The sequence below is a fragment of the Pseudomonas sp. A125 genome (assembly GCF_055409485.1).
The window spans coordinates 129,371-151,567 of the sequence record NZ_JBUZVP010000002.1 but is presented as its reverse complement, the minus strand read 5'-3'; the positions used below and the strand labels follow the sequence as shown (position 1 = coordinate 151,567).

Annotated in this window: 20 protein-coding genes; 5 read left to right on the top strand and 15 right to left on the bottom strand. The window is 59.7% G+C overall.

Annotated elements, in window-relative coordinates:
* Window positions 1–337 precede the first annotated feature (337 nt).
* Window positions 338–2,026 (bottom strand): long-chain-fatty-acid--CoA ligase FadD2, encoded by a 1,689-nt coding sequence (gene fadD2, locus ACZRN6_RS03670; protein ID WP_464007229.1) that lies wholly within the window; start codon window positions 2,024–2,026, stop codon window positions 338–340.
* A 210-nt stretch (window positions 2,027–2,236) separates the two neighbouring features.
* Between fadD2 and ACZRN6_RS03665 the strand changes: the two genes are divergently transcribed.
* Entirely contained in the window at window positions 2,237–3,181 is a 945-nt protein-coding gene (locus tag ACZRN6_RS03665) for an alpha/beta hydrolase (protein WP_464007228.1), read from the top strand.
* A 58-nt stretch (window positions 3,182–3,239) separates the two neighbouring features.
* Window positions 3,240–3,710 (top strand): MaoC family dehydratase, encoded by a 471-nt coding sequence (locus tag ACZRN6_RS03660; RefSeq protein WP_322147051.1) that lies wholly within the window; start codon window positions 3,240–3,242, stop codon window positions 3,708–3,710.
* A gap of 55 nt (window positions 3,711–3,765) precedes the next feature.
* On the opposite strand, the gene ACZRN6_RS03655 is transcribed toward ACZRN6_RS03660, so the two are convergent.
* Window positions 3,766–4,233, bottom strand: a complete 468-nt coding sequence (locus ACZRN6_RS03655; RefSeq protein ID WP_076015853.1) for a ferritin-like domain-containing protein — start codon at window positions 4,231–4,233, stop codon at window positions 3,766–3,768.
* Window positions 4,234–4,438: 205 nt separating this feature from the next.
* On the opposite strand from ACZRN6_RS03655, the gene ACZRN6_RS03650 reads away from it, so the two are divergent.
* Window positions 4,439–4,675 carry a DUF3820 family protein gene (locus ACZRN6_RS03650; RefSeq protein ID WP_003213031.1) on the top strand — a complete coding sequence of 79 codons (237 nt, stop codon included), beginning with the start codon at window positions 4,439–4,441 and terminating at the stop codon, window positions 4,673–4,675.
* Between the two features lie 12 nt (window positions 4,676–4,687).
* On the top strand, window positions 4,688–5,863 hold the full coding sequence (locus ACZRN6_RS03645; RefSeq protein WP_464007227.1) for an aminotransferase class V-fold PLP-dependent enzyme: 1,176 nt from the start codon (window positions 4,688–4,690) through the stop codon (window positions 5,861–5,863).
* Window positions 5,864–6,787: 924 nt separating this feature from the next.
* On the opposite strand, the gene ACZRN6_RS03640 is transcribed toward ACZRN6_RS03645, so the two are convergent.
* Genes ACZRN6_RS03640 through zwf form a run of 3 tightly spaced genes read right to left on the bottom strand, consistent with a single transcriptional unit; the run spans window position 6,788 to window position 9,637 of the window.
* A complete protein-coding gene (locus ACZRN6_RS03640; protein ID WP_076015855.1) occupies window positions 6,788–7,453 on the bottom strand; it encodes a bifunctional 4-hydroxy-2-oxoglutarate aldolase/2-dehydro-3-deoxy-phosphogluconate aldolase in 666 nt (221 codons plus the stop codon).
* A gap of 17 nt (window positions 7,454–7,470) precedes the next feature.
* Entirely contained in the window at window positions 7,471–8,184 is a 714-nt protein-coding gene (pgl, locus tag ACZRN6_RS03635; RefSeq protein ID WP_322147056.1) for a 6-phosphogluconolactonase, read from the bottom strand.
* Complete coding sequence (gene zwf / locus ACZRN6_RS03630; protein ID WP_464007226.1) at window positions 8,171–9,637, bottom strand: glucose-6-phosphate dehydrogenase; 1,467 nt, start codon at window positions 9,635–9,637, stop codon at window positions 8,171–8,173. The genes pgl and zwf overlap by 14 nt, the downstream gene beginning before the upstream one ends.
* A gap of 218 nt (window positions 9,638–9,855) precedes the next feature.
* On the opposite strand from zwf, the gene ACZRN6_RS03625 reads away from it, so the two are divergent.
* Window positions 9,856–10,716 (top strand): MurR/RpiR family transcriptional regulator, encoded by an 861-nt coding sequence (locus ACZRN6_RS03625; protein WP_176438791.1) that lies wholly within the window; start codon window positions 9,856–9,858, stop codon window positions 10,714–10,716.
* A gap of 183 nt (window positions 10,717–10,899) precedes the next feature.
* Here the strand turns inward: ACZRN6_RS03625 and ACZRN6_RS03620 are convergent, their stop codons facing one another.
* The 10 genes from ACZRN6_RS03620 to ACZRN6_RS03575 all read right to left on the bottom strand — a co-directional run bounded on the left by ACZRN6_RS03620 (window position 10,900) and on the right by ACZRN6_RS03575 (window position 22,123).
* Window positions 10,900–11,745 (bottom strand): D-hexose-6-phosphate mutarotase, encoded by an 846-nt coding sequence (locus tag ACZRN6_RS03620; protein ID WP_322147058.1) that lies wholly within the window; start codon window positions 11,743–11,745, stop codon window positions 10,900–10,902.
* Between the two features lie 178 nt (window positions 11,746–11,923).
* On the bottom strand, window positions 11,924–13,270 hold the full coding sequence (locus ACZRN6_RS03615) for a carbohydrate porin (RefSeq protein WP_464007225.1): 1,347 nt from the start codon (window positions 13,268–13,270) through the stop codon (window positions 11,924–11,926).
* Window positions 13,271–13,374: 104 nt separating this feature from the next.
* Complete coding sequence (locus ACZRN6_RS03610) at window positions 13,375–14,535, bottom strand: ABC transporter ATP-binding protein (RefSeq protein ID WP_322147060.1); 1,161 nt, start codon at window positions 14,533–14,535, stop codon at window positions 13,375–13,377.
* Window positions 14,536–14,537: 2 nt separating this feature from the next.
* Window positions 14,538–15,383, bottom strand: coding sequence for a carbohydrate ABC transporter permease (locus ACZRN6_RS03605; RefSeq protein WP_088426457.1), 846 nt, complete (start codon window positions 15,381–15,383; stop codon window positions 14,538–14,540).
* A complete protein-coding gene (locus tag ACZRN6_RS03600; RefSeq protein ID WP_010169866.1) occupies window positions 15,376–16,284 on the bottom strand; it encodes a carbohydrate ABC transporter permease in 909 nt (302 codons plus the stop codon). Before ACZRN6_RS03600 ends, ACZRN6_RS03605 begins: the two co-directional genes overlap by 8 nt.
* 88 nt (window positions 16,285–16,372) lie before the next feature.
* Window positions 16,373–17,659 carry an ABC transporter substrate-binding protein gene (locus tag ACZRN6_RS03595; protein ID WP_322147061.1) on the bottom strand — a complete coding sequence of 429 codons (1,287 nt, stop codon included), beginning with the start codon at window positions 17,657–17,659 and terminating at the stop codon, window positions 16,373–16,375.
* A gap of 106 nt (window positions 17,660–17,765) precedes the next feature.
* A complete protein-coding gene (locus ACZRN6_RS03590; RefSeq protein ID WP_464007224.1) occupies window positions 17,766–19,025 on the bottom strand; it encodes a D-mannose isomerase in 1,260 nt (419 codons plus the stop codon).
* Window positions 19,026–19,253: 228 nt separating this feature from the next.
* Window positions 19,254–20,060 (bottom strand): ATPase, encoded by an 807-nt coding sequence (locus ACZRN6_RS03585; RefSeq protein WP_322147065.1) that lies wholly within the window; start codon window positions 20,058–20,060, stop codon window positions 19,254–19,256.
* 118 nt (window positions 20,061–20,178) lie between these two features.
* The gene (locus ACZRN6_RS03580; RefSeq protein WP_177090617.1) at window positions 20,179–21,177 is read right to left on the bottom strand and encodes an NAD-dependent epimerase/dehydratase family protein; all 999 of its coding nucleotides are present in this window, start codon (window positions 21,175–21,177) and stop codon (window positions 20,179–20,181) included.
* Window positions 21,178–21,229: 52 nt separating this feature from the next.
* Window positions 21,230–22,123 carry a LysR family transcriptional regulator ArgP gene (locus ACZRN6_RS03575; protein WP_464007223.1) on the bottom strand — a complete coding sequence of 298 codons (894 nt, stop codon included), beginning with the start codon at window positions 22,121–22,123 and terminating at the stop codon, window positions 21,230–21,232.
* Window positions 22,124–22,197: the final 74 nt, after the last annotated feature.

Below are 22,197 nucleotides of genomic sequence, written 5' to 3'. Positions count from 1 at the left end.
AAGCGCGCCGAGAGTAGCAGCTTTGCCAAGGGCCGCCTAGAGCCAAAAGAGGCCCCTACGGTCATAAACATGACTCAAGAATATCTAATAGTCATTTTTAGAGCAAAGATTCTATAAGCCTGGAAAAGGCTCTGGAATGGGCTTTAGCACGATTAAGCCGAATGAATAAAAACCAAATGTGTGTGCGGGCTTGCTGTGGTGAGCGGGCTTGCTGTGGTGAGCGGGCTTGCCCCGCGCTGGGCTGCGAAGCAGCCCCATCAATCGGTAGTGAACCCGACGGGGGGCAAGCCCCCTCACCACAGCAAGCCCGCTCCCACATTTTTGACCTTATTTCGAATCAGGCGATGTCGCGCAATTCCCTGCGCAAGATCTTGCCCACCGGCGTCATCGGCAACGACTCACGCAGCACAATGTGCTTGGGCACCTTGTAGCCGGTGAAGTTGGCCTTGCAGTAGGTCTTCAGCTCTTCAAGACTTACCCCTTGCGCACGGGCCACCACAAACAGTTTCACCGCCTCGCCGGTACGCTCGTCCGGCACGCCGATCACCGCGCAACTGGCCACCGCCGGATGCGCCATCACCACGTCTTCGATTTCGTTGGGGTACACGTTGAAGCCCGAAACGATGATCAGGTCCTTCTTGCGGTCTACGATGCGTACGAAGCCGTCCGGGTCGATCACCGCGATATCGCCGGTCTTCAGCCAGCCTTCGGCGTCCAGGGTCTCGGCGGTCGCGACCGGCTGCTGCCAGTACCCCTTCATCACTTGCGGGCCCTTGATACACAGCTCGCCCCGCTCGCCCAGTGGCAACTCAATGCCATTGTCATCAACAACCTTCATCGCCGTGCCCGGCACCGGAATGCCCACGGTGCCCAGCTTCGATTTGCCGCCATACGGGTTGGTGCTGGCCACCGGCGAGGTTTCGGTCAGGCCGTAGCCTTCGCCAATCGCACAGCCGGTCAGTTGCTGCCAGCGCTCGGCCGTGGCCTTGACCAATGCAGTGCCGCCGGAGTTGGTGAGTTTGAGGTGGGAGAAATCCAGGCTCTTGAAGTCCGGGTGGTCCATCAAGGCCACAAACAGCGTGTTGAGCCCCAGCAACCCGGTGAAGCGCCACTTCTTCAGTTCCTTGATAAAGCCGCCAATGTCCCGAGGATTGGTGATCAGCACGTTATGGTTGCCCGACACCATCATGCACATGCAATTCGCGGTGAAGGCATAGATGTGGTACAGCGGCAGCGGCGCGACCATCACCTCCTGCCCTTCCTTGATCAGCGGGTGGCCATCGTCGCCCAGTTGCGACATGCATGCGCGCACCTGCTGCATGTTCGCTACCAGGTTGCCGTGGGTGAGCATCGCGCCCTTGGCCAGGCCGGTGGTGCCGCCGGTGTATTGCAGCACGGCGATGTCATCGAGGCTTACCGGGTGGCGGTTGAGTGCCTGGCCGGCGCCCATGCGCAGAGCGCGCTTGAAGGAGATGGCCCGCGGCAGGTGGTAGGCCGGGACCATCTTCTTGACTTTGTCGACCACGGTGTTGATCAGCCAGCCCTTGGCGGCAGGCATGAAGTCGCCCATCTTCGCCTCGATCAGGTACTCGATCTCGGTGTCTTTACTGACTTCCTCGACCCGCGAACCAAACAGGTTCAGGTACACCAGCGCGCGAATGCCGGCGTCCTTGAACTGGTGGCGCATTTCACGCGGGGTGTACAGCGGGTTGGTGTTGACCACAATGAGCCCGGCGCGCAGTGCGCCGAACACGGCAATCGGATAATGCAGGACGTTGGGCATCTGCACCGCAATGCGGTCGCCCGGCTTGAGGTCGGTGTGCCACTGCAGGTAACCGGCAAACGCTGCGCTGCGCCGGTCCAGCTCGGCGTAGGTCAGGGTGATCCCCATGTTGCTGAACGCCGGACGGTCGGCAAAGGTCTTGCAGGAACGCTCGAAGACTTCAATCACCGACTTGTAGGCCGTCAGGTCGATTTCGTTGGGAACCCCGGCCGCGCGTTTGTCATTCCAGAAATCAGGTTGCATTATTCTTGTCCTCTTACCTGAGTGGTCCGGCCGCTTTTGATACTGCGATGAAAGCGGAGCTTTGGGGACGTTAGCAGTTATGGTCAATCAGGCAAATACAACAAGATGCGTCATTGATTGTGTGAATCTCCTCGCTGAGGCCAGCGCTGATCCCAACGGCTACAGCCGATTGAGCTATACACTGCAACGACCCTGAGCAAAGGAAGCGCCATGAACCACACCACTTTCTGGCTGACCGCGAATGACCGCAGTCGGGTGTATGTCAACCAATGGCTGCCGGATGGGCCGCCCAGGGCGTTGATCATGCTGGCCCACGGCATGGCCGAGCACAGTGGCCGCTATGCACGCCTGGCCCAGGCCTTGTGCAACGCCGGTTACGGCCTGTATGCCCCCGACCAGCGCGGCCACGGGCGTACCGCCGACGAGGGCACGCTGGGGTTGTTCGCCGAGAAAGACGGCTGGAACAAAGTGGTGGGCGACCTGGCAAGCCTCAACCAGCACATCGGCCAGCAGGCGCCGGGCGTGCCGATTATCCTGCTGGGCCACAGCATGGGCAGCTATATCGCCCAGGCGTACCTGCTGCATCACAGCGCGAGCCTCAACGGGGCAATTCTCAGTGGTTCGAATTTCCAGCCGGTGGCGTTGTACGGCGCGGCCAAGGTGATTGCCCATGTCGAACGCCTGCGCCAGGGTTTGCGTGGGCGCAGTGCGCTGATTGATTTCCTGTCGTTTGGATCGTTCAACAAGGCGTTTAAACCCAATCGCACCGCTTTCGACTGGCTCAGTCGCGACCCGGCCGAGGTCGACAAGTACGTCAGCGACCCGCTGTGCGGCTTTCGCTGTACCAACCAGCTGTGGATTGACCTGCTGGGTGGCTTGCAGCAAATCAGCAAAGCGTCCAATCTCGCGCAGATCGATCCGGGCCTGCCGATCCTGATAATGGGCGGAGAATGTGATCCGGTCAGTGAGGGCAAGCGTCTCAAAAGCCTGGCCAACGCGTTGCGTGAAGCCGGCTGCCAGAACCTGGAGCTGAACATTTACCCGCAGGCGCGCCACGAATTATTCAACGAAACCAACCGTGATGCGGTCACAGCCGATGTGCTGGCGTGGCTTGCTCAGGCTGAAGTACTGCGCCGCCCTACTCGCTGCGAATGATTTTTCGTTTAAAATCAATATATTAAGATTATCGATTAGCCACAGGATGCACCATCTGATGACCCAGGTTACCAACACGCCTTACGAAGCCCTAGAAGTCGGCCAGACCGCCAGCTTCAGCAAGACCGTTGAAGAGCGCGATATCCAGCTGTTCGCGGCGATGTCCGGCGACCACAACCCGGTGCACCTGGACGCCGAATTCGCCAAGGCGACCATGTTCAAGGAGCGCATTGCCCACGGCATGTTCAGCGGCGCCCTGATCAGCGCGGCAGTCGCGTGCGAGCTGCCTGGGCCCGGCACGATCTACATCGGCCAGCAAATGACCTTTCAGAAGCCGGTAAAAATCGGCGACACCCTGACCGTGCGTCTGGAAATCCTGGAGAAGCTGCCCAAGTTTCGGGTGCGCATCGCCACCCGTGTGTTCAACCAGCGCGATGAGTTGGTGGTGGACGGTGAAGCCGAGATCCTCGCGCCGCGCAAGCAGCAAACCGTAACCCTGACCGAGTTGCCGGCCATCAGCATCGGCTGAACCAACGCGCATGAAAAAGCCCCGCATCGGCGGGGCTTTTTTATTCAGGCGGGGCTCAAGACTGAGCGCGGGCCTGGTTACGCAGGGCTTTCACCTGGTCGTGGTTACGTTGCGCGCCGTGGAACTGGCGCTCTACCAGGTCACGAATGCCCAGCAGGTTGTGCTTGTTGATCTTCTCGATCGCTTCTTTATAAGCCTTCAGTGCGTGGTCTTCACCGCGCTCGGCTTCGTTCAGCACCGCTTCTTCGTCCTTGCCGGTGACCATCGATTTCACGTCAACCCAACCACGGTGCAGGGCACCGGCGACGCTGCCGGATTTTTCCGGATCGCCACCCAAGGCTTTCACGGCCGTTTGCAGTTCAGCAGCGGCGGTGGCGCAATCAACGGAGCGTTTGGCAAACAGGGCTTTGAGTTCTGGATGCTTGATGTCTTCTGCGCAGGTCTTGAAGCCTTCCTGGCCGTCTTTGCTGGTTTCGATCAGGTCATTGAGTACGGAGATCGATTCTTTGTTGATGTCAGTCATTTTTCAATTCCTTCGCGGGTTAAGAAACGTGCATTAGTAATTGCAGCGCCCGTGCCAGCTTTTGAAAAATAAATTAATCCTTATATTTCAACAAGTTAAATATCAGGCAAAAAACTGTATCCGCTTTATTTGCATGATCTGTCATTTGGCCTCCATGCAGAATGCCTGTATTTTCCAAGGCATCACTCAAACACCTGAAGCGCCGATGAATCCTGAAAAACTTGAATTGCTGATCACCCGCGAGATGCCCTTCGGCAAGTACAAGGGCCGGATCATTGCCGACCTGCCTGGCCCCTACCTGAACTGGTTTGCCCGTGAAGGTTTCCCCCACGGCGAATTGGGTGGGTTACTGGCCCTGATGCAGGAAATCGACCACAACGGTTTATCCGAACTGCTGGAACCCCTACGCGCCAAACACGGCAAGCCCGCCCCTCGTCATTAATAGAGCACGCACATGGACAGTACCCGCGACGAACAACACTGGCATGAAATCGCCCAGCGCTATGACCTGGAACCCGGCCCGATCAACCTCGAAAACGGTTACTTCGGGCGTATGAGCCGCGCGGTACTGGAGCAATATCAGGACAACGTAGCCTTCATCAATCGCAGCAACTCGATCTACGTGCGCCAGCGTTTCGAACAGGGCGAAAACCTCGAGATTCGTAACCAGTTGGCACAATTGCTGGACGCTGATCCCGAAGCTGTCGCCCTCACCCGCTGCGCCTCGGATGCGTTGCAATCGTTGATCCGCAACTACAACCGCTTGCAGCCGGGCGACCAGGTGCTGATCAGCGACCTGGAGTACGACACCGTCAAGGGTGCCATGCGTTGGCTGGCGCAGAATCGTGGGGTGGAGGTGATAGAAATTGCCCACGAACACCCGGCCAGTTTCGACAGCCTTGTGCAGACGTATCGCGATGCGTTCGTGCGTTACCCGCGTCTGAAACTGCTGGCGTTGACCTACGTGACCCACCGCACCGGGTTGGTGATGCCGGTGGAGGCGATTGCCGGCGCTGCCAGGGAACACGGGATTGACGTGATCCTCGATGGCGCGCATGCGCTGGGGCAGATCGACTTCAACCTGGCGCAGATGGGCATCGCGTTTGCCGGCTTCAACCTGCACAAGTGGATTGGGGCGCCGTTGACCCTGGGCTTTATCTATATCGACCCGCAGCGCCTGGCAGACATTGATCCGGACATGGGTGAGTTTCACTACCCGGCCACCGATGTGCGCGCTCGTACGCCGTACAGCACGCCGAATTTCCCGGCGTTGATGACCTTGCCACTGGTGTTTGAAGAGCATCGGTTGTTGGGGGGCTCGAAGGCCAAGGGTGCGCGGCTCAATTACCTGCGGGATTTGTGGGTGAGTGAAGTGCGGCGGTTACCCGGCATTGAAGTGCTGACGCCGGATGACCCACGGCTGTACTGCGCGATCACCTCGTTCAAGTTCACCGATCAGCCGGATCAGCAGGTGATGGCGGATCGGTTGCTCAAGGAACATGACCTGTTTACCACGACCCGCAGCGGGGCTTCGTTTGGCAGTTGTATCCGGGTGACGCCGGGGTTTTTGACGTCAGCGGCGGACATTCATGTGCTAATCAAAGCCATCACTGAACTGAGTGCTAACTAGACATTGTTAGAGCGTGTATATCCGTTGTTTGGGTGATGGCTTGTATGGGTTCCGCCCTTACGGTGGGTCACTTTTGAAAGGAGCCCAAAAGTAACCAAAAGGCTCTTGCCCCACCACTCGGCACCTCGCTTAGGCTCGGTGTGCCCTCACTCCGGCATTACTCCGCGGGCCGCCGCGACGGGGCGTCCCTGCCCCGTCGCGGCTAAACCGGCGTCCTGCCGGTTTACCCGCTCCGTACTACCTGCGTTCGGCCAGCGTGGTTGACGGGGCGCCTAAGATCAAGATCACAAGCAGATCAAGAACACAGCGGCCTACAGGCCGGCTTGAGTGTTAAAAGCCAGATCAAAAGCTAAAGCGGGCACGGTTCAAATGTAGGAGCTGGCTTGCCTGCGATGGCATCGCCGCGGGGTGTCTGAGAAACCGAGTTGCCTGCATCGCCGGCAAGCCAGCTCCTACAGCTTTTGCCTTGGCTTTTAACACTCAGGTCGGCTTTCAGGCCGCCGTGCCCTTGATCTTGCTGTTGATCTTGATCTGACTGCCCCATTCAGCCCGAGGCCGAACGCAGGGATTGAGGAGCGGGTAAACCGGCAGGACGCCGGTTTAGCCGCGACGGGCCAGGGACGGGCCGTCGCGGCGGCCCGCGGAGCAATGCCGGAGTGAGGGAACACCGAGCCTAGGCGAGGTGCCGACAGGCGGGGCAGAGCGTTTTGGTTACTTTTGCGCTTTTCAAAAGTGACCCGCTGTAAGAGCGGAACCCTAGGCGGCCGTTACCTAAATAACGGATATGTACTCAGTCCCCCCCACAACACGTGCCCCCCCCCTATAAACCTGAACCCTTTCCAACAGGCAAAAAAAAGCGGCACACCGACCAAGTGCACCGCAAAAATGCCGTAGAACACAGCAACAACGATTCGCTAAATCCAATCAGTCCAGCAGAGCCAGCGCCTCGGCGGTGGTTTCCTGGATACGTGCCCAGTCGCCGTTCTTGACCCACTCCGGGTCCAGCATCCAGCTACCGCCCACGCACATCACATTCTTCAAGGCCATATAGCTCTTGATGTTGGCCGGACCAACACCACCAGTCGGGCAGAATTTCACTTCGCCAAACGGCCCGCCCAAGGCTTTAATGGCCGCCACACCCCCACTGACCTCCGCCGGAAACAGCTTGAAGCGCCGATAACCCAGGCCATAACCCTCCATGATCCCGGACGCATTGCTGATACCAGGCAACAGCGGAATCGAGCTGTGTACCGACGCCTCCAGCAGATCACGGGTGATCCCAGGGGTGACAATAAATTGCGAACCAGCCACTTCGGCCGCTTCGAGCATCTGGCGATCCAGCACAGTACCAGCACCGGTACACAGCTCCGGGCGCTGCTCACGCAACACCTGGATGGCCTTGAGGCCGAACTGCGAACGCAGCGTCACTTCCAGTGCGGTCAAACCACCGGCAGCCAAGGCATCGGCCAGGGGCAGAATGTCCTGTTCACGGGCAATGGTGATCACCGGCAGGATCCGCGCTTTTGCGCAGAGGCTGTCGATCAAGGCAACTTTGTCCGCCATGGAAACGGTAGGTTGAGGGCTGTTCATCGCGGCTGATCCTTGGCTCATGGGCACCAGTAAATCTCTAAAGTAGGTTGCAAAAACGCGCGTATCGGCATGGCAGCAACGTCGTCACTGGCCAGCGCGGCGCTCAAGGTGGTCAATTTCGAACTGCCGGAAATCGACAGTACGGTGTAGTGGGCGGTGGCCAACAACGCGCGACTCATGGTCAGGCGCTGGTGCGGCACGGTCGGCGCCAGCATCGGCCAGCAACGACGGCTGCCATCGGGCTTCAAGGCGTCAGCCAGGTTCGGGCTGTTGGGGAACAGCGACGCGGTGTGGCCGTCGTCGCCCATGCCCAATACCAGCACGTCAATCGCCGGCAACTCAGCCAGCAGGCGATCGGCCTGCTCGGCCGCCTGGTCAAGGGTGGCGGCGACGCTGTACAGGCTCAAAAACTTCGCCTTGGCCGCCGGGCCTTGCAGCAAATACTTTTTCAGCAGGCCGGCATTGCTGTCGGCATGTTCCACCGGCACCCAGCGCTCGTCGGCCAGGGTGATGGTCACCTTGGACCAGTCCAGGCCTTGCTGGGCAAGGTTCTGGAAGAACGCCACCGGGCTGCGCCCACCGGACACCACCAGGGTCGCTTCACCGCGGGCACTGATGGCCGTGCGCAGTTGTTCTGCCACGTCGTTGGCCAAGCCATCGGCCAGCAGCACCGGGTTGCGGTACTCATGGGCCGTCACGCCCTGAGGCAGTTTCAAATCAGATATCGCCATACCAAGACCTCCCGTCCCGCGTGATCAGTGCAATCGAGCTCATCGGCCCCCAGGACCCCGCCGCGTACGGCTTGGGCGCATCACCGGATTTTTTCCACCCGGCAATCAGCTGGTCACACCACTTCCACGCGGCTTCGATTTCATCTTTGCGCACAAACAGGTTCTGGTTGCCACGCATTACTTCCAGCAACAACCGCTCGTAGGCATCGGGAATCCGTGCGCTGCGATAAGTGTCGGAAAAATTCAGTTGCAGCGGGCCGCTGCGCAGTTGCATGCCCTTGTCCAGGCCCTGCTCCTTGGTCATCACGCGCAAGGAAATACCTTCGTCCGGCTGCAGGCGAATGATCAGTTTGTTGCTGATCTGCAAACGCTGCTCGGGGGCGAAGATGTAGTGGGACGGTTCCTTGAAGTGGATGACGATCTGCGACAGCTTTTGCGGCATGCGCTTGCCCGTACGCAGGTAGAACGGCACCCCGGCCCAACGCCAGTTACGAATGTCGGCACGCAGGGCGACGAAGGTTTCGGTGTCGCTCTGGGTGTTGGAGTTCTCTTCTTCCAGGTAACCCGGCACCGGCTTGCCGGCGCTGTAGCCCGCAATATATTGGCCGCGCACAACCTGGGTGGTCAGGCCGTCCGGGCTGATGGGCGCCAGGGCCTTGAGCACCTTGACCTTCTCGTCACGGATACTGTCGGCAGACAGGTCGGCCGGCGGGTCCATGGCGATCAGGCAAAGCAGCTGCAGCAGGTGGTTCTGGATCATGTCGCGCAGTTGCCCGGCCTTGTCGAAATAGCCCCAGCGACCTTCGATGCCTACCTGCTCGGCCACGGTGATTTCCACGTGGGAGATGTAGTTCTGGTTCCACTGGGTTTCAAACAGGCTGTTGGCAAAACGCAGGGCGATCAGGTTCTGGACGGTTTCTTTGCCCAGGTAGTGGTCGATGCGGTAAGTGCGGTTTTCCGGGAAAAACTGCGCCACGGCGTCGTTGACCTTGCGCGAGGAATCCAGGTCCGAGCCGATGGGTTTTTCCAGGACAACCCGGGTGTTTTCCGCAAGACCGACCTTGGACAGGTTCTCGCAGATCGCCCCGTACACCGCCGCCGGGGTGGCGAAGTAGGCAATCAGGCGTTGCACGGTGCCGGCTTTTTCCGCCAGGGCGACGTAATCGTCGGCCTTCAGGAAGTCGACGTGCAGGTACGTCAGGCGTGCCAGGAAACGCTGGGCGACGGTTTCGTCGAGTTCCTCGCCAACGTAGCTGCGCAATTCTTTTTCGATGTGGGCCAGGTGCTGTTGTTCGGAACCAGCCTCACGGGCCAGAGCCAGGATGCGCGTGTCTTCGTGCAGGAGGCCCGCGCCATCGAGTTGATAGAGGGCAGGAAATAACTTGCGCAGCGCCAGATCACCCAAGGCGCCAAACAGGGCAAAGGTGCAGGGTTCCACGGTTATCGAAGGCATGATGTTTGTTCTTTTATCAAGTTAAGCTACAAATACCTTTTTTTAAGGCATCACTCAAGGAAAAATGTAGTAATAACCACAACATTTTCCCGAAAAACGTATTCCGAGTGGTGGTGTTCAACTACCCTCAGTAGGATAGGCCACCGCAAAGGGCCGCTCGTCGATTGGTTGACGACCCTTATTTGCATCGTCGCCCTAAGGAAACATGAATGGACCGCGTGCGAAATCTACTGGAACAGATCCAGAAACGCCTCGAAGAACTGAACAAGGCTGAACGTAAAGTCGCCGAGGTCATCCTGCTCAACCCGCAGCAGGCGACCCGCTTCTCTATCGCCGCCCTCGCCCAGGCCGCTTCGGTCAGCGAACCTACCGTGAACCGCTTCTGCCGCTCGTTCGGCGTGAGCGGTTACCCTGAACTTAAATTGCAGCTGGCGCAAAGCCTGGCCAGTGGCGCGGCGTACGTCAGCCGTGCGGTGGAGGCCGATGATAACCCTGAGGCCTACACCCAGAAGATCTTTGGCAGTGCCATCGCCTCCCTCGACAGCGCCTGCCAGGCCCTGGACCCGAACCTGATCAGCAAGGCCGTCGACCTGCTGATCCAGGCCCGGCAGATCCACTTCTTTGGCTTGGGGGCTTCGGCGCCGGTGGCCATGGACGCGCTGCACAAGTTTTTCCGTTTCAACCTGTCGGTCACGGCGCATGCCGATGTGCTGATGCAACGGATGATCGCCTCGGTGGCGCACACCGGGGAGTTGTTCGTGATCATTTCCTACACCGGGCGTACCCGTGAGTTGGTGGAAGTGGCGCGTATCGCGCGGGAAAATGGCGCGTCGGTACTGGGTGTGACCGCCGAGAACTCACCGCTGGCCAAGGTCAGTACCGTGAGCCTGAACATTCCGCTGCCGGAAGACACCGACATCTACATGCCGATGACTTCGCGGATCATCCAGTTGACGGTGCTGGATGTGCTGGCCACCGGCATGACCTTGCGCCGCGGGGTGGATTTCCAGCCGCATTTGCGCAAGATCAAGGAGAGCTTGAACGACAGCCGGTACCCGGTTGGGGACGAGCTCAACTAGTTCGGAATCTACAGCGACTGTGCCGGCCTCTGTGGTGAGCGGGCTTGCCCCGCGCTGGGCCGCGCAGCGGCCCCAAAATCAGCCATCTAAATCTGTCTGAAAGATCGCATCGATCTTACTGGGGCTGCTGCGCAGCCCAACGGGGGACAAGCCCCCTCACCACAAAAAGCCATTGCCATACCGCTAAATCCCGGCCCGCGCCTGCAAACTCAAATGCGCCCGTTCCCCCGGCGCCAAACTCGCCCCGGCCATCGCCGACTCCACGCACACAAACCCCGAAGCCTCGTTGAAACTCACCCCCAGCAGCGGCCGGCTTCCCGGGTGCCACACCACCGTGTCGGCGCTGTCGCCAGTGTCGATGCACAGCTCGCGCTGCCAGGCATGGTCTTTAAGGTGCAATTCACCGTCGTGCTGGAACACCCGCTGGCAGCCGCCATCGACCCGCAATTCACCTTCCTGCTGGCAAGCCTGGCGATTTAGCTGGTCGTACCCTTGCGCCCCGTCCAGCCCAGACAGCGCTATCTCACCGACGTTGCCAATCCGCCAGTAGGCGTGCAAAGCATGACTGAGCTGGCACGGCAGTTCGTCCTGATGCTCGGTGGCCAGGCGCAGTTCCAGGGTTTCCCCCAGGTGTGCATGCAGGTCCACTTGCCAATCGCATAGCTTCAATTGCCAGTGCAAACGCACGCCGTCGTCGTCGGTGCTGCTGTCGAGCAGTTTCCAGTCGATCAGCCGCGCCCAACCATGGGACGGCCAGGCGTTTTCGCTGGGATGGCGGCCATACCATGGCCAACACACCGGCACGCCGCCACGAATGGCGCCGACCTGCGGCCACTTGGCCGCGCACCACAGCCAGGGTTTCTGGCCCGTGGGCTGGAAGTGCAGCAGTTGCGCACCCTGGCGACTGAACACCGCCTGGCACAGCGGATGATCGATCACCAGCACATCGCGCATCTGAAAGCGCTCCCAGGCGAATACCGGCCGCTCGCGCAGGGATTTGAAAAAGCGTTGCAGCGGATGCTCATGCATGTGCCACGGTCCTGAATAACTTTGCAGGAGCTGGCTTGCCTGCGATGGCATCGCCTCGGTGTGCCAGAAACACCGCGGGGCTCGCATCGCAGGCAAGCCAGCTCCCACACAAAAAAAAGCGGATAGCCATGGCTATCCGCAAAATGCGCACAGAGAGAAGGAGCTTATCGCAACAGCGTTAGAACGTAGACTGAATTTTCAGGCCCGCTACTACCGCGTTGTCGACTTGCTTAACACCACCTGGGTTGGCGATGTATTGCAGGTTAGGACGCACAGTCAGCCAGTTGGTAACGTGGAAGCCGTAGTTGAGTTCGACGTTGTATTCGGTGTTACGCAGTGGTGCGTAGCCCGATTGGTCGTAATCGGTGAAACCGCCAGCCGCGTTGAGCAACTCAGCGTTTTTCTTCACGTCACTGTTGGCGTGGATACGGGACACACCGATGCCCACGTCATCTTTTGCACGGACGTCGAATGGGCCTTTATACACAAGCATCAGCGACTGGTAGTTGTCGACCAGGTTGGTGTCTTTGTCGTGGAAGGTCACGTTGGCCGCAATGTTCAAGCCGCGGGTAGCGTCGCCATTGTGCGTGGTGAGTTGCTGTTGCAAAACGCCCCAGTAACCGCTTTTGCTGCTGCGAACGCGGAAGGCTGCGCCCGTGGTGCCAGCATCGTTACCGTTGACGTCTTCACGTACGTCGGTAGCGTCGGCGGTGCTCTTGTAGTAACCCACACGGTATTCGCCCGGCAGGCCATTGACCTTAGGCGACCAGACCAATTCCACCGGCAATACGGTGCCCTTGGTGCCGCTGCCGCTGAGTTTGAAGCCGTTGCCGTGCTCCAGTTGCGACGGGTTCTGGTTGTACGCACCGATTTGCGCATACAGCTCAGGCGTGATGTTGTACTTCACGCGGATAGCCGCCTGGCTGACGGGCCAGTTGTACCAGGTGTTTACATAGTTACCGACCTGCGAGCCACAGAACGACAGGTTCTGGAAGTCGCACGGGAAGGTATTGAAGTCTTCGCCTTCACCGAAGTAACCGAGTTTCACATCCAGCTTGTTGTCGAACATCTGGTGCTGGATCCAGAACTGGGTCAGACGCACCATGTGGCCTCGGCCGTCGACTTCTTGAGACGAACTCAAGGTGCCGGCACGCGGGTCACCGATACGGTCGTTGGAGATGTTCGCACCATTACGATTGGTCAACTGGATCTTGGCCTGGGTGTTATCCCAGCCCCACAGTTTTTGCAGGTCCAGTGCCACGCCCAGACCGAATTGGTCGGCGTAACGGGCAGTCTTGTCGTTGTTGTAGCCACCGCTGAGGTTGCCACCGACTTCACCGACGTAATCCGCCTTGATGTCGATACCTTGCTCGATCAGCTTGGTACGCTCGCCGCCCCAATCACCGGTCATCCATTTGGAATCGGCGCTGAATGCGTCGTCCGCCATCGCATTGGCGGACAGTACCAGGGCTGCTGCTGCTGACAGTTGGCAGATCAGCCGGGTGTTGTTGTGTTGCTTTTTCATCCCTACATCCTCGTCTTTATTGTTATTAACTGTTTTTATCTAACGCGGTTTACTTCTTTGTGGGAGAGCACTCCCACAAAAGCCCCTACACATCATTTGAATCTTCAGCGTCCCTTGAATTGAGCAACGTTGTCGGCACGGTCCTGTGCGGGCAACGAAGTGGCAGTGCCCAGGCGCTCGCCGGTCTTGGCGTCGAACAGCAACACCTTGGCCGGGTCGAACTGCAAGGTCAGGGTCTCGCCCACTTGCGGCGCCACATCGGGCGCCAGGCGGCAGCAGACCTTGGTTTCATTGATTTGCACAAACACCAGGGTGTCCGGGCCAGTCGGCTCGGTGACTTGCACCTCGGCCCGAATGGTCGGCGCGCCGGTGGCTTCGGCGGCGGCCAGCACGATCTGCTCCGGGCGCAGGCCCAGGATCACTTCGCGGTCTTCAAGGCCGGCATCGGTCATGTTCAGCGGCAATTCACAGCGTGCCTGGCCGCTGTCCAGCAACGCCACCAGGCGGCCATCCTTGCGTTGCAGGCGCAGTGGAATGAAGTTCATCGGCGGCGAACCGATAAAGCTCGCCACGAACAGGTTGGCCGGGTCGTTGTAGATCTCTTTCGGCGTGCCGAACTGCTGGATGATGCCGTCCTTCATCACCGCTACTTTGTCGCCCAGGGTCATCGCTTCGATCTGATCGTGGGTGACGTAGACGGTGGTGGTTTTCAGACGCTGGTGCATCAGCTTCATTTCGGTACGCATCTCGACCCGCAGCTTGGCGTCGAGGTTGGACAGCGGTTCGTCGAACAGGTAGATCTTCGGCCGACGCGCCAGCGCACGGCCCATGGCCACACGCTGTTGCTGGCCGCCGGAGAGCTGGCCCGGCTTGCGATTGAGCAGGTGCTCGATCTGCAGCAGCTTGGCCACGCGCGCCACTTCTTCATCGATCGCCGCCTGGGGCATCTTGCGAATCTTCAGGCCGAACTCGATGTTCTCGCGCACGCTCATGGTCGGGTACAGCGCGTAGGACTGGAACACCATGGCGATGTCGCGATCCTTGGGGCTCATGCCGCTGACGTCCTGGTCACCGATCATGATCGCGCCGCCGGTGATGTTTTCCAGGCCCGCGATGCAGTTCATCAAGGTCGATTTGCCGCAACCCGAAGGCCCGACCAGGATCAGGAACTCACCTTCCTTGATCGACAGTTCGATGTTCTTCAAGGTGTCCGGCAGGCCGGCACCGTAGGTCTTGTTTACGTTACGAAGTTCAAGCGTTGCCATGATTACCCCTTGACCGCGCCGGCCGTCAGGCCGCGCACGAAATACTTGCCTGCGACCACATAGACCAGCAGGGTCGGCAGCCCGGCGATCATCGCCGCCGCCATATCAACGTTATATTCCTTGACCCCGGTGCTGGTGTTGACCAGGTTGTTCAGCGCCACTGTGATGGGCTGCGAATCACCGCTGGAGAACACCACGCCGAACAGGAAGTCGTTCCAGATCTGCGTGAACTGCCAGATCAGGCACACCATGATGATCGGTGTCGACATCGGCAGGATGATCAGGCGGAAGATCGTGAAGAACCCCGCGCCATCCAGGCGTGCCGCTTTCACCAATGCATCGGGAATGCTCACGTAGTAGTTACGGAAGAACAGTGTAGTAAACGCCAGCCCGTAGACGATGTGCACGAACACCAGGCCCGTGGTGGTGCTGGCCAGGCCCATCTTGCCGAGGGTGAACGAGGCTGGCAGCAGCACGGTCTGGAACGGCAGGAAGCAGCCGAACAGCAACAGGCCGAAGAACAACTGCGAACCGCGAAAACGCCACATCGACAGCACGTAGCCGTTCAACGCACCGATGGCGGTGGAGATGAGTACGGCCGGCACGGTGATCTTGATCGAGTTCCAGAAGTAACCGTCAACCGTGGCCCAGGCTTTCACCCAGCCGATGCCGGTGACCACGGTGGGCCAACTCAACAGGTTGCCGGTGCTGATGTCTTCCGGGGTCTTGAAGCTGGTCAGCAACATGACCACCAACGGCACCAGGTACAGCAGGACAGCGAGGATCAGCACCGCGTAGATCGCGATGCGGCTCAGGCTGATGGCAGGTTTGCCGGCGAGACTAGTCATTACGCTTGGTCCTTAGCTCGGAGTACAGGTAAGGCACGATGATTGCGAGAATCGCACCGAGCATCAGAATCGCACTGGCCGAACCCATGCCCATCTGGCCACGGCTGAAGGTGAACGAATACATGAACATCGCCGGCAGGTCGGAGGAGTAACCCGGACCACCCGCGGTCATGGCCGCCACCAGGTCGAAACTCTTGATCGCGATGTGCGCCAGAATCATCACCGCACTGAAGAACACCGGACGCAGGCTTGGCAGCACCACTTTCCAGTAGATGCGCGGCATGCTCGCGCCGTCGATCTGCGCAGCACGGATGATCGATTGGTCAACACCGCGCAGGCCGGCAAGGAACATCGCCATGATGAAGCCCGAGGCTTGCCACACAGCGGCGATCACCAGGCAATACACCACACGGTCCGGGTCGATCAGCCAATCCAGGCGAAAGCCTTCCCAGCCCCAGTCACGCAGCAATTTGTCCAGGCCCATGCCCGGGTTGAGCAGCCATTTCCAGGCGGTACCGGTGACGATCATCGAGAGCGCCATCGGGTACAGGTAAATGGTGCGGATAAAGCCTTCACGACGGATTTTCTGGTCGAGGAAAATCGCCAGGGTCACGCCGATCACCAACGTGATGCCGATGAACATGCCACCGAACACCGCCAGGTTCTTGCTCGCGACCCACCAGCGGTCGTTGTCGAACAAGCGCGCATATTGAGCCAGGCCTACGAACTTGTAGGTCGGCAAGAAAGTCGAGTTAGTGAACGACAGCACGAACGTCCACAGGATGTAGCCATAGAAGCCCACCAGAACGATGAACATGCTCGGCGCCAGCACCAGTTTGGGTAGCCAGCGCTGCAGTGCATCGAACGGCGAGGCTTTGCTGAACACAGCAACAGAACTCATGGGAAAATCCAGTACAGGGAAATAGGACTACAGGAACATGCCTTGCAGGGGTTAGGGGTCCCCCCACAAGGCCATTCAGTACTAACCGTTACTTGGCCGACTTGACCGCGCTGTACAGTTGCTTCGCGGTGGTTGCAGGATCAGCATTCGGGTTGTTGATGTAGTTGGTGACAACGTCAAAGAACGCGCCTTGCACGGCCAGGGTAGTGGCCATGTTGTGCGCCATGCTTGGTTGCAGGCCGCCGGTCTTGGCGTCAGCCAGGAAGTCTTTGGCTGCGGTCTGGGCGCAGGAGTCGAAACCGTACTTGCCCATGTCTGCCAGCATGTCGACCCGAACAGGGATCGAGCCTTTGTTGATGCTGAAGACTTTCTGGAAGTTTTCGCTCAACACGACTTTGGCGATGTCCTGCTGGCCAGCAGCAGTGCCTTTGTCTTTCTGCTTGAACACGGCGAGGGAGTCGATGTTGTAGGTGAACGCCTTGTCGGTGCCCGGGAAGGCTACGCACTCGTAGTCTTTGCCGGCGACTTTCTTGGCGGCGGTCCATTCACTCTTGGCCCAGTCACCCATGATCTGCATGCCGGCCTTGCCGTTGATGACTTTGGCCGCTTCCAGGTTCCAGTCCTGGCCTTTGCCGTCGACGTCCATGTAGGTCGCGACTTTCTTCAGCTCGGTCAGGGACTTGATCATTTCTGGGCCGGTCAGGGCTTTTTCGTCCAGGTCGACCAGGGCTTTCTTGTAACCGTCAGCCCCCATGACCGAGAGCACGACTGCTTCGAAGACGGTGCTGTCCTGCCAAGGCTGGCCACCGTGGGCGAGCGCAATGAAGCCGGCTTTTTTCAGCTTGTCGCCAGCGGCGTAGAATTCTTCGAGGGTGGTAGGCGGTTTTTCGATGCCGGCTTTCTTGAAGACTTCCGGGTTGATCCACAGCCAGTTGACGCGGTGGATGTTCACCGGCACGGCGACGTAATCACCTTCGTACTTCACGGTATCGGAGACTTTCTTGTCCAGCAGGGTGTCCCACTTCTCTTGTTTGGCGGGTTCCTTCAGGACGTCGGTATCGAGCAGCCCGGTGGACGCCCATTCCTGGATGTCGGGGCCTTTGATCTGGGCCATGCCTGGCGGGTTGCCAGCAACGGCGCGGCTTTTCAGTACGGTCATGGCAGTCGAACCACCACCGCCGGCGACGGCACCGTCTTTCCAGGTGAAGCCGTCTTTTTCTACTTGAGCCTTCAGGACATCTACTGCCGCTTTCTCGCCACCCGAGGTCCACCAATGCACAACTTCAACCGTCCCTTTCGAGTCGGCGGCAAAAGCATTGAGGGGAAACAACGAGGCAACGGAAATAGCTACGGCGAGGCGACTGATCGCTTTCATCTGAGTACCTTTTTTCTTGTTGTTATGCATGCAAGTCGGTGCTTGCGCTGCAAACGAGTTTAAACAGGGATTTTTCAGGTGCAGGTAACAAAGGGACGCCAAAATGTCACCACTTGGTGACATAACGTCCGGTGGCCACGGCACTGGCCATGCTCGGTGATAACGGCAGACACGGCAGCAATACAGACTGCCAGGCGTGGTACAGGTCCGGTTTGCCACCCCAGATCTTGCTGCTGGGCTGGTTTTTCGGGCTCAGTTCGTGGTGCCAGCTGCCGTGGGTGCGGTCGATGAAATGGTTTTCACAGAACTCCCAGAAGCGCCGGTACCAGGTTTCGTAATGCAGCTCGCCCGTGCGTTTGAGCAGCGCCTGGGCAGCGGCGCTGGCTTCGCAATGAGTCCAGTGCAGACGCTCGTGCACCACGGGGCGCTGGCTCCAGTCGAGGGTGTAGACAATGCCCGGGGCGCCGTCGACGGCCCAGGCGTATTCGCAGGCACTGGCAAACAGGCCCTTGGCGTCGGTCACCAGCCAGTCAGGCGTGACAAGCCCGGCGTCCAGCCGCGCCGCTTCAAGGTGCAGTACCAGCCGCGCCCATTCGAAGCCGTGGCCAGGGGTGATGCCGTAGGGGCGAAAGCCGTCGGCCGGGTTGTCTTCGTTGTAACCGCGCAAGGGTTGCCAATGGCTGTCGAAATGCTCGATGACGCTGTACTGGTTTTGCGCCGCATGGCGATGGATCACGCGCTCGACGATGCGCAGTGCGCGGTCCAGCCAGCGGGTTTCACCAGTCACATCGGCCAGGGCCAGGAACGCTTCGGTGGCGTGCATGTTGCTGTTGGCGCCGCGATAAGCCTCTACGCCACTCCAGTCCTGGGCAAAGGATTCGAGCATCGCGCCCTCCTCTTCGCTCCAGAAATACTGGTCGATGATGTGGGTCGCGTCGTTAAGTAGGGTTTGCGCGCCGGGAGCGCCAGCCACTACCGCAGAGCTGGCCGCCAGGGCCACGAAGGCATGCAGGTAGGCGGCCTTGCCGGTGTTGCCATCGCGGGCACCGGGCGTGGCAAACCAGCCGCCGTGCTGGGCATCGCGCAGCGGGCCGCTGAGGGCGGCAACCCCGTGCTCTACCAACTCGGCGTAACCGGGCAAACCCAGGCCGTGGGCCATGGCGAAGCTGTGGGTCATGCGGGCGGTGTTCATGGTTTCGGCGACGGCATCAGGCGGTAAAACGCCGTGATCGTCGAGGTTGCCGAAGCCTTCAGGCAGCCTGGAAGCCTTGGCGAAGGCCAGCAGGCGCTGGCCTTCAGTGGCAAGCCAGGCGTGATGGGCAGGTGCGTTCAGCCAACTACTGGCAGGCAGTGGTTGCGTGGTCATGATTAGCCCTTTTTATTATGTGCGGGATGCCCGGAGTCTAAACAAGGGCGGGGCGAGGGCAAGTAACGAAGGAGGTGGGAAATGTCACCAGATGGTGACATTGATTGTGCCTCTTCCTGTGTAGGAGCCGAGCTTGCTCGCGAAGAACGGCAAAACAACCCGTTTATTCAGAATAAACACGTCATCGTTAACGACCTTCGCGAGCAAGCTTGCTCCTACAGGACGGGCTTACGGCCGTGGCTGGTTGATCTGCTGCTGCAAGTTCTGCACCTGGCTTTGCAAGGTGGTGACGTTGCGCGTGGTCTGGATGCGGAACACGTCGAACTCCTTGTTGGACGGGCCGTCGGAGGCCGCCGGGCGGCTATCCTGCTCGCTCTTGAGCACCACAAGGTCCTGCTCCAGGCGGGCGATGGCAGCCGTGGGGTTGCCCTGTTTTTTCAGGGCAGCGACGTCGGCAGACAGTTCCTTGAACTCGGTGTCGCGGGACTTGAGGGTTGCCACGGCATCGGTCAGTGCCTGCACCTGGCCTTGCAGTTGCGCGTTTGCGCCGGACAGTTGGGCGGTGCTGGCGGTCATTTGCTCAAGGCGTTTATCCAGGTCCGTCGCCTGGCCGGCCACGCCCAGTTGCTGCTTGCCCTGCTCCAGCAATTGGGTTTCCAACTGCTTGATCTGAAGCTTCAAGGCTTCGCTGCCGTTATTCACACTGGCTTCGCTTGCCACCACCTTGCCGGAAATGTCCTGCAGGCGCCCCGCCGCTTCCTCACTGATGCGCGCGAAGCTTTCCTGGGTCGCGACCAGTTGCTGGCCCATCAGGGAGATTTGCTGGAAGCTCCACCAGGCAAGGCCGGCAAAGGCAAACAGCAGCGCGCCGACCAATGCCCACAACGGCCCGGTGCTGGCGCTCTTGACCTTGACCGCAGGCGCTGGCCGCGAGCGCACGGACGTGGCCGCGGTAGGCTCAAAATCATCGTCGTCCGAGGTGTCAGCCCGCAGGCTGGGAACGTTGTCAAAGTCGTCGTTAGCATCGTTACGCATGAATCAACCTTCAAACCTTTGAGGTGGCATATGAATAGCCAAGCGCCGGAGTATAAACCCCTGGCCTGCCGCACTGATCGACCCTGGGCCGCAAATTCGGTTCCCGGTGTGTTGCCGGTTATTTAAGCCCCACGTCCTGGGCTTTCCACCAACTGCAAAACTCGTCCAGGGCCGCCCACAGGCTGACCTTGGGCTGGTAGTCCAGATAATGCCGTGCGCGGGTGATGTCGAGGGTGAAATCTTTGTTCATTACCTGCATGCCCAAGCGTGACAACGACGGTTCCGGACGCCCCGGCCACATCGCGCAAAACGCCTCATTGAGCGCCGCAACACTGTAGGACAAGCCGTAGGACCGGTAACGGGTGACCTGAGGCATGTCCATCTGGCGCATTACATAGTTCACCACATCCCACACCGGCACCGGGGTACCGTTGCTGATGTTGTAGGCCTTGCCCAACGCCGAGCCGGTCGCGAGCAAACTGCTCAACAGGGCTTCATTGAGGTTGTGCACGCTGGTGAAATCGACCTTGTTCAGGCCGTCGCCGACAATTGCCAGGCGGTTCTTGCGCTGCATTTTCAACAGGCGCGGGAAGATGCTCATGTCGCCGGCCCCCGTGACAAACCGCGGGCGCAGGGCCAGCACCTCGAGGCCGAACTCCTGGGCGCCGAACACCTTTTGCTCCGCCAGGTATTTGGTGGCCGCATACGGATGCTTGAAGCGCTTGGGCACTTGCTCCTCGGTAAGCCCCAGGTGGTCGCGGCCATCGAAGTAGATCGATGGCGACGACAGGTGCACCAGGCGCCCCACCCGTTGTTTCAGGCAGGCCTCCACCACGTTTTCAGTGACCAGCACATTGCCCTGGTGAAAATCCTGATATCGCCCCCACAGGCCCACCGCCCCGGCGCAATGCACCACGGCTTCGACGTCACGGCACAACTCGCGCACCAGGTCCGGATCATTCAAATCACCCTGGATAAACTCGGCGCCGCGCCGTACCAGGTGCTCTACACCTTCGGCCCGCCGCCCGTTGACCCGCACGTCCAGGCCCTGCTCCAGGGCGAAACGCGCAAAGCGCCCGCCGATGAAGCCGCTTGCGCCGGTGACCAGAATTTTCATGACTTACTCCGCATTCTTTCGTTTTTCATCGCTGTTGCCTTGACGCTGGCCATCACTCCAACGGCACCAACCATTGCCCGGTTGTGTGTGCCAGATGATCCGTCAACAAGCCCAGCAATTGTCCACCACTGCGCCAATGATGCCAGTACAGCGGCACATCGATCGGCTTATCTGGCAATAACTCCACCAGCACGCCCCTTTCAAGCTGGTCGCGCACCTGCAATTCGGGCACCAGGCCCCAGCCCAACCCGGCTTCTGTCAGGCGGATAAAACCTTCGGACGATGGGCACAAATGGTGCTCGAAACCACCGTCGACGCCCAGGGAAGCCAGGTACCGATGCTGCAGGAAATCATCCGGGCCGAACACCAGCGCCGGGGTGCGGGTCAGTTGATCGGCGCGTACGCCATCGGGAAAGTGCCGTGCGACAAACGCAGGGCTGGCCAGCGCCCGATAGCGCATGGCACCGAGCAACAGGCTGCGGGCGCCGGCCACCGGGCGTTCGCTGGCGCAAATGCAGGCGGCCACTTCACCGGCACGCATGCGTTTGAGGCCGACGGTCTGGTCTTCCACGACCAAATCCAACAGCAGATGCTGCTCGGCGCAGAAGTCGCTGACGGCCTCGGCCCACCAAGTGGCCAGGCTGTCGGCATTCAAGGCGATGCGCAGGCGCTCGGGCATGCCTTCTTCATCCAGCGCGGGCACCTGGCTTTGCAGGTCGCGCTCCAGCAACCGCACCTGTTGCACGTGGTTGAGCAGCCGGCGGCCGATTTCGGTGGGCGTCGGCGGCGTGGCGCGCACCAACACCGGCTGGCCAACCCGCGCCTCCAGCAACTTGATCCGCTGGGAAATCGCCGATTGCGAGATTCCCAGTACCTGGGCGCCCCGTTCAAAACCGGCCTGTTCCACCACCGCCGCCAGGGCGGAAAGCAATTTATAGTCGAACATCAGTTTTCCTAATGAGCGATCAGCAATATTGGTTTTTCTTATACAGCCTGGGACCGGAGAATAGCCAGCATCGC